Here is a 12848-nt window from a genome sequence, read left to right as displayed (position 1 = left end):
ATTCGCCTCACGACGACTGTCGGAGGCTCGGCTCACGTGACGAACAAACCCATCCGCACGAGAACGCGCGGTGTCAAGAGCCGACCGAGCGAGTCTACACGCGGCTCCACGCCCTGGCTAGGCCGCCGGTCAGCAGCACAGCGACCGCCCACTACTGCGAGGCGCGCCGAGCCCGGTACGCCGCGACGTTGGCGCGGTTCCCGCAGTTCCCCGTGTCGCAGTAGCGCTTCGAGCGATTGCGGGAGAAGTCGACGAGCACCGCCTCGCAGTCCTCCGCGGCGCAGACGCGGATCCGCTCGCGCTCATCTCCGCGAACCACGTCGACGAATGCCATGGCCGCCTCGACCACGATGCGGGTGGCGAGCGGGCTCTCGTCGCGCGTCGCGTGAAGGTGCCAGCCGTAGGGTCCGTGCCGCACCAGTTGCGGCAGCGCGCGTCCGGAGTCGAGCATCGCGTTCACCACGGGCACGAGGTCCTCCTCGGCCCGGGTGAGCCAGAGAGTGCGGAGGGAGGAGCGGATCGCCCGCACCGCCTCCAGCTCGTCGGCCGACCCGTCGCGGCTGCCGGTGTAACGGTTCTCGAGGAGGAACTCGTCCAACTGCTCGAGTGTTGCCATCTCATCGTCTCCGGACGCCGAGAGTTCGGGGAGCGTGTTGACCAGAGAGGCGGTTGAGGTCAGCGACGCCTCGACGTCATAGGCGAACACCATGTTGACTCCTGACAGTGCGGCTCAGTAGTGTGCGATCAGCTCGTTGTCACGAGTGTAATCATCTTGACTCCTGAAGGGACGGCCATGACCGCCGAGAGTACTGCTGCCCTCGCCCTCCCCGCCGAGACAGCGCCCAAGCCAGCGCGCCATCTCGGCTCCGGCCTCGTGGTCGCCGTGGCCGCGTCGGCGGCGTTCGGTCTGGGCGGGCCCTTCGTGAAGCCGCTGCTCGAGGCTGGCTGGACGCCCGCGGCGGCGGTCCTCTGGCGGGCCGGCGGCGCGGCCGTGATCCTCGCGATCCCCGCCATACTCTCCCTCCGCGGCCGTCGGCGCGTGCTCCGGCGGAACCTCGGCACGATCGCGCTTTACGGAGTGTTCGCGGTCGTCGCCGCTCAACTCTGCTTCTACAGCGCGATCGAGCACCTCTCCGTCGGCGTCGCCCTGCTGATCGAGTACCTCGCCCCTGTCTTCCTCGTCCTGTTCTCTTGGGCGCGCACCCGCCGCCATCCCGGCCGCTTCACCCTCGTCGGCTCGGTGCTCGCACTCGGCGGCCTCGTCCTCGTGCTCGACCTGTCCGGCGAGTCCTCGCCCGAGCTGATCGGAATCGCGTGGGCGTTGACCGCCTCGCTCGGCCTCTGCGTCTACTACGTCATCGCCGGGCGCGTCGATCCCGAGCTGCCGCCGATCGCGCTCACCGCAGGGGCGATGGTCGTCGGTGCGGTGATCCTGCTGGTCCTCGGGGTGCTCGGAGTCACGCCGCTGCGCGCGACCTTCGGCGACGTGCTGTTCGTCGGCGCCGAGGTGAGCTGGCTCCTGCCCGCAGGCGTGATCCTGGGCATGTCGACGGTGCTGGCCTATCTGCTCGGGATCGAGGGCGGACGTCGGCTCGGGACCCGCATCGCCTCCTTCGCCGGACTGACAGAGGTGCTGTTCTCGATCGCGGCCGCGTGGCTGATCCTCGGCGAGCTGCCCGCGCCGATCCAGTTCGGCGGCGGCGCGCTGATCCTCGCCGGAGTGGTGCTCGTGCGTCTCCAGCGAGAGCCCGGCACCCCCTGATTGCGGGGTACTGCATCCGCAGTGCCGGGCACTCCGTACGCTGATCGCACTCCTGCGCGAGCCCAGCCGATCCCCGCGACGCGTAGCCCCACTCCTGCCCGGCGACGTCGCCGAGCTGCTACAGCTCGCGGTCGCCGGTGCTCCGGCGACGACACGGTGCGCTGCTTCGCTCGGCCCGTCTGAGCCGACGCCGATCAGTCCAGCGAGCAGCCCGGCTCGTCCGACAGCGCCCGCTCGATCCGGGCACGGTGATCCCCGGACATCGGCGGCAGGGCATCGGGCGCGAACCAGCCGACCTCGGTCGACTCGTCGTCGGCGACGTGGGCCTCCCCCGAGATCCACCGGCAGCGGACCACGTGGTCGAGGTACTGCGAGCGGTCCCCGTGGGGATACTGCATCGGCGGGAGCGTGTGCACCTGCACGAGGCGCTCGACCTCGATCTCGACGCCCGCCTCCTCCTGCGCCTCCCGGCGGGCGGTACCGGCGACGGTCTCGCCCGGGTCGATGATGCCGGTGACGGCTGTCCAGGCACCGGTATCGGCGCGGCGCACGAGCAGGACCTCGAGCGCCGGCTCCTCACGGAGGATCACCGCGGTCACTCCCGTGAGCCAGAGCAGCTCGGTCCCGATCCGCTCGCGCAGCCGCAGGACGAACTCGGGAGTGGCCATCAGTGAGCCTCGGGCCGGAAGTCGAACGCGACAATGCCGGCCGTGTCGACGAACGGGCCGACGAACTCCTTGAACGCGTCGTGCGCCGGGTCCCAGTGGGCGGGATCCTGCACCGCGGGCCGGCCGAGGTAGTAGTGCAGGTCGCCCTCGGACGAGAAGGTCAGCAGGAACGCGCGGTCGAACCCCTCGCCCGCGCCCTCGATGCTCAACTGCGGCCCGGTCTCGATCGACTCGATGTAGGGTCGCCCCTCGCGCACACACTCGTCGGCCAGGGCGAGGAAGCGTCGGACGACCTCCTCGGCCTCGGCGGCCAGTGCCGTCGGGCGGAAGCGGATCAGGACGATGTGCCGCAGCGTCCCGGGGCGGAAGTCCCGCGCGACGAAGCGCTCAGGGCCGATCTCGTCGAGGACCGCTGCGGCCCGCTCCGGTCCGCTGCGCCAGCGCGAGCCGACCGTCTCAGCCGCGTCCCTGATGTCCGTCATGCCGACGCCTTCCCGGCGCGGGCGGCACGCCGCCGCTCACGATACCCCTCGACCAGGTTGTAGACGACGGGCAGCACCACGAGCGTCAGCACAGTCGAGGAGACCAGGCCGCCGATCACGACGATTGCCAGCGGCTGCGAGATGAAGCCGCCGTGGCCCGTGATCCCCAGCGCCATCGGCAGCAGGGCGAAGATCGTCGCCAGGGCGGTCATCAGGATGGGCCGGAGCCGCCGCTCCGTGCCGTGCAGCAGCGCCTCCCGCACCGGCATCCCCCGATCGCGGTACTGGTTCACCAGGTCCACGAGCACGATCGCGTTCGTGACCACGATGCCGATCAGCATCAGCACGCCGATCAGGGACGGCACGCCCAGCGGCACGCCGGTGATCACCTGCAGGAGGATCGCGCCGGTCGCCGCGAACGGCACCGACACGAGCAGCAGCAGCGGCTGCAGGAGTGAGCGGAAGGTCGCCACCATCACGACGTAGACGATCAGGATCGCAACCAGGAGCGCGATGCCCAGCTGCGAGAACGCATCGGCCTGATCGGCCGTGACTCCGCCGAGGGAGGCGTCGACGCCGGCCGGCAGGGTGGTCGCGTCGATCGCGTTCTGCACGGCGATGTTCGCCGAGGCGAGGTCGTCGCCCTCCGGGGTGACCGTGATGGTCGCGGTGCGTTGGCCACGCTCGGTCGTGATGGTGGCGGGCCCGTCCGTCTGCTCGACGGCGGCGAGGCTCGAGAGCGGGACGGTCCCGGTGACGGTCGGCACCTCGAGGGTCCGCAGCTCATCGATGGTCGCCGGCGGCTGCGCGTCGGCGAGGTAGATCGAGAGCGTGCGGTCCTCGATCACGACACTGCCGACCTGAGTAGGCTGCAGCGCCTGGCTGACGAGCGTGCCGACGGCCACCTCGCTGAGCCCGGCCCGCGCGGCGGCATCGCGGTCGACGCGCACGGCGATGTAGGGCAGCGCGGAGGAGAGGTTGCTCTCGGCCTGGCTGATCCCATCGGTTCCGCGCAGAGCCTGGAGCAGCTGGTCGCTCGCACTCTGCAGGTCGCTCTGCGAGGCGGTCGAGAGGTCGACCTCGATGTCCGAAGAGGCGCCGAAGCCGGACGAGGCGGCGACGCTGATGTCCTCGGCCGAGGCGACGCGTGAGAGCGCATCGCGGACGTCGGCCTGCACGGCCTCCTGGTCGGCCGATTCGTCAGTGGTGACGGAGTAGCGGATCGAGGTGCCGCCTCCGCTTCCCCCGCCGAAGGCGCTCTGCAGCCCGCCGGACGAGCCCACGGTGAGCTGCACGGTCTCGACGCCGCCGACGCCGAGGATGGCCGTGCTCGCCTGCTGCGCCGTCGCGTCCTGCGCGCTGAGGCTCTGCCCGACGGGAACGTTCTGGGTGACGGTGAAGGTGTTCTGGCCGCTCGCACCGAGGAAGTTCGTCTTCATCAGCGGGTACAGCGCACCGGTCCCCACCAGCACGAGCAGCGCCAGGAGCACGGTGACGACCGAGTGCTTCAGCGTCCAGTGAATGATCGGGCCGTAGACCGACTGCAACCCGCGCGCCCTGCGAGGCGCAGCGTGGGCACCGTGGAGCGGTGCTTCCTCGACGGGAGCGGCGGTGTCGGGAGCGGCGGTGTCGGGAGCGGCGGTGTCGGGAGCGACGCTCGCCGCGAGGGGCCCGCCCGCAGCAGCACGCTCCTCCGCGAGCGCCGCCTGCGCCGCCTGACGCACGGCCGGCCGCTTCGAGGGGCGGAGGAACCAGTAGGCGAGCACGGGCACGATCGTCAGGGCGACGACGAGCGAGGCGAGCAGCGCGATCGAGACGGTCAGTGCGAAGGGCCGGAACAGCTCGCCGGTGGTGCCGCCGACGAACGAGATCGGCAGGAACACCGCGACCGTGGTGATCGTCGACGCGGTGATCGCCCCGGCGACCTCGCGGACGGCCACTGCAATGGTCCGGGCCCGGTCCTCACCCGCGTCGAGGTGTCGCTTGATGTTCTCGATGACGACGATGGAGTCATCGACCACGCGGCCGATCGCGATCGTGAGCGCGCCGAGGGTCAGGATGTTCAGGGTGTAGCCGGCCGTCTGCAGACCGATGAACGTGATCAGCACCGAGGTCGGGATCGAGATCGCCGTGACCAGGGTCGAGCGCACCGAGAGCAGGAACAGCAGGATCACCAGCACGGCGAAGACGAGGCCGAGCGCCCCCTCCTGCGCGAGCGAGGCGATCGACTCCTGGATGTACGGCGCCTGGTCGAAGACCGAGGTGAAGGTGGCGTTCTCGCCGATCGAGGCCTCGAGGTCGGGCAGCAGCGCGCTCACGCCGGTCGACACGTCAACCGTGTTCGCTGCCGGAAGTTTGGTGATGGAGAGGGTGAGGGCGGGCTGGCCGTTCACTCGCGAGATCGAGGTGACGGGGGCGTCGGTGATGGCGACCGTGGCGACGGAGCCGAGGGTGCTGACGGCGGGGACCGCTGCCGCTGCGCCTGCGGCCGCCGACGGCAGCAGCGGCAGCGCCGCGATCGCGTCGGTCGAGGCGAGCTTGACGCCCGACTGCACCGAGAAGGTCGAGCCGTCCTGGGTGATCCGACCACCGGCGACCAGGACGCCGTTCTGCTGCAGCGCCGAGCGGATGTCGCTGGTCGAGAGTCCGGCCGCCGCGAGCGCCGCGTCGTCGGGCGTAATCGTCACGCGCTGAGCACTCTCGCCGACCAGCGCCGCCTCGCGGACGCCGTCGACCTCTTCGATGTCGGGGATGACCGTCGTGCGTAGCCGCTCGGCCAGCGCGTTCGCATCGCCGTCGCTCGACACGGCGAGCTGGAGCACCGGCAGATCGTCGAGGGAGCCGGTGACCACCTGCGGGTCGACGTCGTCCGGGAGGGTGCTCCTGATCCGGTTGATCGCCTGCAGGATTTTCTGCTCGGCGGTGGCCAGATCGGTGCCGTAGGTGAAGGACGCCGCGATCAGCGAGGAGTCCGTCGAGGACGTCGCGCTGGTCGCCTCAAGGCCCGGTACTCCCTGGATCGCGGTCTCGATCGGCGTCGAGACGTCGTCGTTGACCACCTCCGGAGCAGCGCCCGGGTAGGACGTGACGACGGCGAGCTGGGGGAAGGAAATCGACGGCGCGAGCTCCTGCTTGAGCCCGGTGAGTGCGACGGCGCCGAAAACGGCGATGACGACGGTGACGAGCGCGATGAGCGCCCGGTTCTTCATGCTGAGGACCGCGAGGAGATGCACCCTCCGAGTCTTCCATCAGCCCACTGAGTATTGGGCGGGACGTCATGTCCCGGATCGACAGATCGCTGCTGCGCCTCAGCCCAGTCGCGTCTGGGCCCTCGACCGTCCGACCGGCAGTCCGAACCGGGCGAACCGGGCGAAGATCGCTCTCAGCTGCTGGCGCAGCGCTCGCATCGGCGGGGTGGCGCACCCTCGGGGGCACGACCCAGGAAAAACCCTGGCGCGCCTCCGAGGTCGCCGGACCCTCCTGGGCACGATGGATTCTCGATTGACTGGAGGAAGAGTCACTATGACCGAAACCGCACGACGAGGCCCTCGTCGGCTACTGATTGCTGCCGCCGCCCTTCTGATCGCGACAGTGGCGGGCGCGGGCATCGCGCTGTCCAGCTCGGCCTCTGACAGCGGAGCGCCCGGTGAGACGGACGTGCTCCGCGACACGGGGGCGCTGATCGTGCGGCGCATCGACCTGGCCGACCCGGTCGCCCGCTCCAAGTGGCTCAGCGGGACGCCGATCGACGACGCGCAGCGCGAGGAGGTCGTCCTCGACGAGGCCGCGCATCGCGCATCGGAGCAGGGCACCGACACCGACCTCGTCCGCCGCGTCTTCCGCGCGCAGATCGACGCCAGCAAGACAGTGCAGCGCGGCCTGATGGAGCAGTGGAAGCAGCATCCGGACGCAGCACCCACGTCCGCGCCTGACCTCACCACCGTCCGGACCGAACTCGACGAGATCGGCGGCTCGCTGGTGAGTGCCCTCGGCCGCGCCGCCGACGTCGCCGGGAGGCCCGAGTGCCCCGACCTCGTCGCCACGGAGCGCGAGCGCGACGCGGCGGGCCTGGATGATCTGCATCGGAGCGCGGTCGAGACGGCCTGGCAGACGTTCTGCGCCGGATGAGCTCCTCGCCGACGGCCTCGGATTCAGACCACGTCGGCGAGGTACCCCGGATCGGCAGCCGGGTGCCGGGCGACCTGAGCCCACGCCGTCGCGAGCGCCTGCACGGCCCGATCGGTCGCTTCCGGCGAGTAGCCGATCGGGATGCGCAGGAAGCGTTCGAAGGCGCCGTCGATCCCGAACCGCGGACCCGCGGTGATCAGCAGGCCCACCGTCCGGGCGGCGAGCGCCAGCTGCGAACTCGCGGGCCGGCCGAGCCCGACCCAGGTGGAGAGGCCGCCCGAGACCCGCGGCACACTCCACTCCGGGATCGTGTTCGCCAGCGCCACCTCGAGGTGGTCGCGACCCGCCCGCAGCTGCGAGCGGCGCAACTCCAGCACCCCGTCCATCCGCCCGAGCATGTCCGCGACCAGCAGCTGCTCCAGGATCGGGCAAGGACTCAGTGGAGATCCGGTCGACAGCGTTCAGGTCGCCCTCACCGAGATGCGGGACTCCTCGGTCGGATGCCCTCGTCTCCCGCTCAGACATCATGGCCGAACGGCGATCACCACACCGAGGGCGACCGGCTTGATGGCCTCGGTGACGACGATCCGTTGAGAGATCTCGATCGAGCGCATCGCCAGGGCGGGAGCGAGGAAACGCGCCTCCCAGACCGTCATATCGCGCGAGGCCCTTTCGAGGACGATCGACACGATATCCACGTCGGGACCCTCCTCGCCGCCGGGCACGAAGCAGTTCGCAGCGAAGCGGAGTCCCGGCTCTCCGCTCGCCCGCCCGCCTCCGCTGAAGGAAATCCATTCCCCGATCTCGACGAGGGCATCCCACGGTCGCTTCTGCGATCCGCCTGTCACGGTCGAAGCCTGCCCGTCATGCCATCGGACTCTCCTGCTGGAACGGCCGTTCAGGACGGATGGTGCACGTCACCCCTCGCCACGGTCGCGGCCTCCCCTTTCGAAAATAGCGAGCTTTGGAGTTCCCCTTTCTCGAACCGGAAGCCGATGCCTCTGAGAGACACGCCCGAATCAGACGTTATGAATAATGCTCCACGTTCGAGATGAGGATACCGAGAATGGTCAATATAACTGCTATATTGAGGGCAATTAGAAAAGCCAGTAGATAGGCGGGGGCCGGGCTCAATGCCATGTCTCGAACGAGTCGCACAAAATTCATTCCAGCAATGAGGGCAGCAAAAGCGAACCATATCGGCGAAAGCGTGACAGCAAGAAGGGCCATCGCGAGCAGCAAGACCACACCCAGGACGGGTGACCTATACAGTTTTTTATCGTTTCGATGCAGAGCTGATGAAAGCATGTCGTCGCCATCCGGTCGAAAATTCCGTCGAAAGCCTATCCGATACCGCAAACCGTGTCACCGTGCGATGCAGCAAGCGTGAAGACGGAGCGCGCGCAATAGGAAGGCTGTTGAACGTCGATGCCGCCTAGGTTAAGCTTGAAGCGGTAGCTCCCATAAACGAATCCAGCACCATCAGAAACCCCCTGACCAGTATCACTTCCGACATAACTCCACCCGAATGCCGAGGTGCGGCCACCTCCGTCAACATAATGTGCTGTGACAATCGATGAGTCGTCGGCGCAAGCCTGACCCGTTGTCCAGAATTCCCCAAGCGTACCGCCGACTTGATTCGAGAAGCTGCCGCGCGTCGTATAAGTTCGGCAATCATCCTGGCTGGAAAGAACTGACGCTTTGCTTTCTGTTGTCGCGATCTGGATCGACGTTGGTCTGATCCAGACTTCAAAAAGAGACTTCTCTGCCGGGGTAAGGGACGCAAGTTTTGCTTCTGGTTCGGGCGAGGTTGCTACCGAGCCATAAACAGCCTTTGCGTCGGCGGCGAGGTCTACTTCATTGGCAGCTGCTGCCGGTGAAACCGAAACGATTGCCAAAGTTGCGGCGGCAGCCACCGCGAACAATTGCTTTCTAGCTCTTCCCATGTGAAATCCCCTCCCCAAAAAAGATGCCACTTATTCACGACTCTCGATCCTCTGGCTTCGGAAGCGGTGCGGGCCACATTTCCCAGCAACCCGCCGAGGTTCGAAGCCCGTCACCCATCATCGAAGGCACCGACAAGGATGTCAAGGGGCTCTTCGGAGTTGAGGGTGTAGCCGTGCGGATGTATGGGGGGCGCGTCGGAACCGGGAACGGGGTCGAGGTTTTCCGATGATGGGAGTTTCTACGCTGCCCACCCGAAAGACTTCCACGTGCCTCACGCTACCTTTTGCGACCCGGACCTCACGACCTTTTGCCGCCTCTACGAGCTGGGCTTGCGCGCGGTGGGTCTCTAACCGGACCGGGGGCTGGAGTGCCGTGTCGTCGATGCCAACCTGGAGCGTCCCCGCTTCGGTGGACTCGGGGAGCAAGCTTGGGAGCTTCGAGCGCTATTCATAAGCTTCTTACCAGCCTAGTCGATAAAGTTCTTCCCGATCACACTCGTCTTCCTCTCGGAATTTCCTGTCCGCGCTCATCGACCCGAGATCCGGCCTTCGCGCCTACCGCGAAGATCATGTCAGGGGAGATCTTATTACGCCGACTCCACTTACCGAAAAGATTCGTGTTGCGCATCGGAACCGGTCGATCGATCGCGTAGCCCTCACGACGAAGATCGTCAGCGATACGCGCGCCGAACCTCGCCTGCCCTCTCATACCCCATCCGAGCGCGACGACCGCGAAGAGACCCAGAAGAACTGCGAGGGGGGTCTGCCATGGCGTCCTCGCCAGGACGAACATCGCAACGCCCATGCCGACGTATCCGATGACGAAAAGGACCACCGAGAGGCCAAGATTACGCCTCACCGGTTCGTGCTGCTCGCAGTAGTCCGGTCCGATGAGCTCTCCCGACACGCGAGAGGTCGAACTGTCTGTGATTTCCATACTCTTCACTCTCCTGCTGAGCATCAATGCCGAGCAGCATCGTCCGCGTCACGTTCGGATTCAGCTTCCCGGTCGCGCTCGTCTTCCTCACTGAAGGTCTTGGCCGCGCCCATCGAGTCGAGACCCAAGCCCGTCGCCGCGTAAGGCAGAGTCGCCCGGGCCATCCCCACGCCTAGCGCTCCTCCCTCGACGTATATTCCAGCCACGCCACCTCCTGCCGCCAAGCCATTGAAGACCGCCCCGCCGCAACCGAGGTTGTCGCCGCCTACGCAGGCGTACAGATCCAGCCCTGCCCTCACGGCTCCGAGCCCAACCCCCACCCATCCCACGGCGGCACTCACCTCGACCACCGCGCCGACGCCCGTCAGCGCGAAGGCGACGGGTCCGATCCCGATCCCGACCGTCGCGACCGTGTCCATCCAGTCCCACAGACCGAGCGGATCCGGCGCGTTCGGCGGGTTGTTCCCCGCATACAGATACGCCTCGTGCGTCGCGCCCACGAGCGGGTCGACCGACAGGAACAGCGCCGTCACCGGGTCGAAGTACCGGGCTCGCAGGTAGAGGAAGCCCTTTTCGGCGACGACGTACTGGCCCGCGAACTGCAACACGGTCGATGCCGTCCCGGTCTTGGCCTGCACAGCGCCCTGCGCCGTGTACGCATATCCGGCGACGACGGCGCCCGAGACGTCGGTCAGCTGCACCGGCCCGGAGACGATCGCGACCGAGCCTCCGCTGCGGTGAGCAGCGGCCTCTGGCTACACCACGTCGGCGAGGTACCCCGGATCGGCAGCCGGGTGCCGGGCGACCTGCGCCCACGCCGTCGCGAGCGCCTGCACGGCCCGATCGGTCGCCTCGGGCGAGTAGCCGATCGGGATGCGCAGGAAGCGCTCGAAGGCGCCGTCGATCCCGAACCGCGGACCCGCGGTGATCAGCAGCCCCGCCGTCCGGGCGGCGAGCGCCAGCTGCGAGCTCGCGGGACGGCCGAGCCCGACCCAGGTGGAGAGGCCGCCCGAGACCCGCGGCACACTCCACTCCGGGACCGTGTTCGCCAGCGCCACCTCGAGGTGGTCGCGACCCGCCCGCAGCTGCGAGCGGCGCAACTCCAGCACCCCGTCCATCCGCCCGAGCATGTCCGCGACCAGCAGCTGCTCCAGGATCGGCGTGCCGAGATCGCTCGCCGAGCGCGCGAGTGCCAGCTTGCGGATCACCGCCCGCTCAGCGCGGATCCAACCGATCCGGATTCCGCCCCACAGCGTCTTGCCGACGGAGCCGATCGAGAGCACGGTGCCCTCGGGCCCGTAGGCGGCGAAGGGTAGCGGCGACATCCGCCGGTCGATGTCGAGCTCGGCCGTCGTCTCGTCGGCGATGATCAGGGTGCCCTGCCGGACGGCCGCGCTGATCGCCCGCTCCCGCAGTTCGGGGGCCATCGAGCGGCCGGTCGGATTGTGGAAGTCGGGCATCAGGTAGGCCAGGCTCGGGCTCGTCCCGCGCAGCGCGGCGATCAGGCCCTCCCCGTCCCAGCCGTCGGCGCCGTCGACGTTGACCGACACGAGCCGCGCACCGGCCAGCCGCAGTGCCTCGTACGCGTGCGGGTAGGTCGGCGCCTCGATCAGCGCCCGGTCCCCTCGGGCGAGGAGGGTCCGCGCGACGAGCGCGATCGCGTGCTGCGCGCCGATCGTCACCATGATCTGGCCGGGCTCGGTGCGCAGGCCCCGCGCGGTGTAGCGCTCGGCGATCGCCCGGCGCAGTACCGGCAGGCCGACGATGTCGTAGGAGCCGGAGTCGAAGTGCTCGGGAGCCAGCTGCGCCGCCCGGGTGTAGGCCTCGGCCAGCTCGGGGACGGCGGGCAGTGTCGCCTTCGTGAAGTCGAGAAAGTCCGGCGCGAGCGAGGGCACGGCGTGCACCGCCGCTCCGGGGAGGCGCGTCACGCTGCCGGAGCCGCGCACGCTGACGAGGTACCCACTCTCGCGCAGCTCACGGTAGGCGGCGGCGACGGTCGTCCGGCTGACGCCGAGGCGGGCCGAGAGCTCGCGCTCGGCCGGGAGGCGGCTGCCGGCGGGGATGCGGCCGTCGATCCCGAGCAGGCGGATCCGGTCGGCCAGCGCGAGGTACGCCGGGCGGATGCCGCGCTGCTCGCGCCAGTCGCCGAGGAGGGTCTGCAGGGCGCGAGCGCCGAAGTGGACATCAGCCATGCGTCCACGGTAGCCGGATTGGACCGCGCGAAAAAGGCCAATGGCGCGGTCGGATGTTCTCCATGACGATGATCGCACCGGCCGAGGCAGCCGCTCCTCCAGCGGGCCAGTGGCGCCTCCAACCCGTGCCGCGGCTGCTGAGCGGGCTGGTCCTGTATGGCTTCGCCGACGCGATGATGATTCGCGCAGCCATCGGAGTGGATCCCTGGACGGTCTTCGCCCAGGGCCTCGCTCACCGGACCGGCCTCGGCATCGGACTGCTCACGAACATGATCGGCCTGCTCGTCCTGCTGCTGTGGATCCCCCTCCGGCAGAGGCCCGGGCTCGGCACGGTGCTGAATGTGCTCGTGGTCGGCACGATGATCGACGTCGGCCTGCGCGTGCTGGCGACGCCGGAGGAATGGTGGGCGCGCGGGCTCCTCTTCGCGGGCGGGCTGGTACTGCTCGCGGTGGCGAGCGGGATCTACATCGGCGCGCACCTGGGCCCCGGGCCTCGCGACGGGCTGATGCTGGGCCTGCACACTCGCACGGGACTGCCGATCTGGATAGCGCGCTCCGGAGTCGAACTCACGGTGCTGATCCTCGGCTGGGCGCTGGGCGGCGACGCCGGCCTCGGTACTCTCCTCTTCGCGGTGCTGATCGGGCCACTGTGCTCGGTGACGCTGCCCCTCCTCGGGGTGCGCAGGCACTGACAGCGCGACGGCCCCGCCCCCGGATCGCTCCGGAGACGGGG

13 protein-coding genes are annotated in these 12848 nt (G+C 68.7%); 3 read left to right on the top strand and 10 right to left on the bottom strand.

Annotation, left to right across the window (positions count from 1 at the left end; translation table 11 throughout):
• Positions 1-151: 151 nt before the first annotated feature.
• On the bottom strand, positions 152-709 hold the full coding sequence (locus A6122_RS02320; RefSeq protein ID WP_068251134.1) for a CGNR zinc finger domain-containing protein: 558 nt from the start codon (positions 707-709) through the stop codon (positions 152-154).
• 84 nt (positions 710-793) lie between these two features.
• Between A6122_RS02320 and A6122_RS02315 the strand changes: the two genes are divergently transcribed.
• Positions 794-1762 (top strand): EamA family transporter, encoded by a 969-nt coding sequence (locus A6122_RS02315; RefSeq protein ID WP_068251131.1) that lies wholly within the window; start codon positions 794-796, stop codon positions 1760-1762.
• A gap of 194 nt (positions 1763-1956) precedes the next feature.
• Here A6122_RS02315 and A6122_RS02310 read toward each other — a convergent pair whose 3' ends face one another.
• Genes A6122_RS02310 through A6122_RS02300 form a run of 3 tightly spaced genes read right to left on the bottom strand, consistent with a single transcriptional unit; the run spans position 1957 to position 6145 of the window.
• On the bottom strand, positions 1957-2430 hold the full coding sequence (locus A6122_RS02310; RefSeq protein ID WP_068251128.1) for an NUDIX hydrolase: 474 nt from the start codon (positions 2428-2430) through the stop codon (positions 1957-1959).
• Positions 2430-2912 carry a Dabb family protein gene (locus A6122_RS02305; protein ID WP_068251125.1) on the bottom strand — a complete coding sequence of 161 codons (483 nt, stop codon included), beginning with the start codon at positions 2910-2912 and terminating at the stop codon, positions 2430-2432. The genes A6122_RS02310 and A6122_RS02305 overlap by 1 nt, the downstream gene beginning before the upstream one ends.
• Positions 2909-6145 carry an efflux RND transporter permease subunit gene (locus tag A6122_RS02300; RefSeq protein WP_068251122.1) on the bottom strand — a complete coding sequence of 1079 codons (3237 nt, stop codon included), beginning with the start codon at positions 6143-6145 and terminating at the stop codon, positions 2909-2911. The genes A6122_RS02305 and A6122_RS02300 overlap by 4 nt, the downstream gene beginning before the upstream one ends.
• A gap of 289 nt (positions 6146-6434) precedes the next feature.
• Here A6122_RS02300 and aroQ point away from each other — a divergent pair, with 289 nt between their 5' ends.
• A complete protein-coding gene (gene aroQ, locus A6122_RS16900) occupies positions 6435-7040 on the top strand; it encodes a gamma subclass chorismate mutase AroQ (protein ID WP_068251119.1) in 606 nt (201 codons plus the stop codon).
• A 23-nt stretch (positions 7041-7063) separates the two neighbouring features.
• Here the strand turns inward: aroQ and A6122_RS02290 are convergent, their stop codons facing one another.
• From A6122_RS02290 to yczR, 6 genes are all read right to left on the bottom strand, one after another.
• Positions 7064-7426: a hypothetical protein gene (locus A6122_RS02290; protein WP_068251115.1), complete on the bottom strand. Its 363-nt coding sequence runs from the start codon at positions 7424-7426 to the stop codon at positions 7064-7066.
• Between the two features lie 138 nt (positions 7427-7564).
• Complete coding sequence (locus A6122_RS02285) at positions 7565-7888, bottom strand: hypothetical protein (protein ID WP_068251112.1); 324 nt, start codon at positions 7886-7888, stop codon at positions 7565-7567.
• A 495-nt stretch (positions 7889-8383) separates the two neighbouring features.
• Positions 8384-8956, bottom strand: coding sequence for a hypothetical protein (locus tag A6122_RS16330; RefSeq protein ID WP_146085062.1), 573 nt, complete (start codon positions 8954-8956; stop codon positions 8384-8386).
• Between the two features lie 520 nt (positions 8957-9476).
• Positions 9477-9923, bottom strand: a complete 447-nt coding sequence (locus A6122_RS02275) for a hypothetical protein (RefSeq protein ID WP_146077273.1) — start codon at positions 9921-9923, stop codon at positions 9477-9479.
• Positions 9924-9946: 23 nt separating this feature from the next.
• Positions 9947-10624 (bottom strand): RHS repeat-associated core domain-containing protein, encoded by a 678-nt coding sequence (locus A6122_RS02270; protein ID WP_068251104.1) that lies wholly within the window; start codon positions 10622-10624, stop codon positions 9947-9949.
• Positions 10625-10678: 54 nt separating this feature from the next.
• Positions 10679-12115 carry a MocR-like transcription factor YczR gene (gene yczR / locus A6122_RS02265; RefSeq protein ID WP_068251101.1) on the bottom strand — a complete coding sequence of 479 codons (1437 nt, stop codon included), beginning with the start codon at positions 12113-12115 and terminating at the stop codon, positions 10679-10681.
• Positions 12116-12288: 173 nt separating this feature from the next.
• On the opposite strand from yczR, the gene yczE reads away from it, so the two are divergent.
• Positions 12289-12807 carry a membrane protein YczE gene (gene yczE / locus A6122_RS02260; protein WP_104261872.1) on the top strand — a complete coding sequence of 173 codons (519 nt, stop codon included), beginning with the start codon at positions 12289-12291 and terminating at the stop codon, positions 12805-12807.
• Positions 12808-12848 lie beyond the last annotated feature (41 nt).

Origin of the sequence: Rathayibacter tritici, from assembly GCF_001641005.1 — a bacterium.
Taxonomy (GTDB): Bacteria; Actinomycetota; Actinomycetes; order Actinomycetales; family Microbacteriaceae; genus Rathayibacter; species Rathayibacter tritici.
This window is presented reverse-complemented; position numbering and strand designations above follow the sequence as displayed.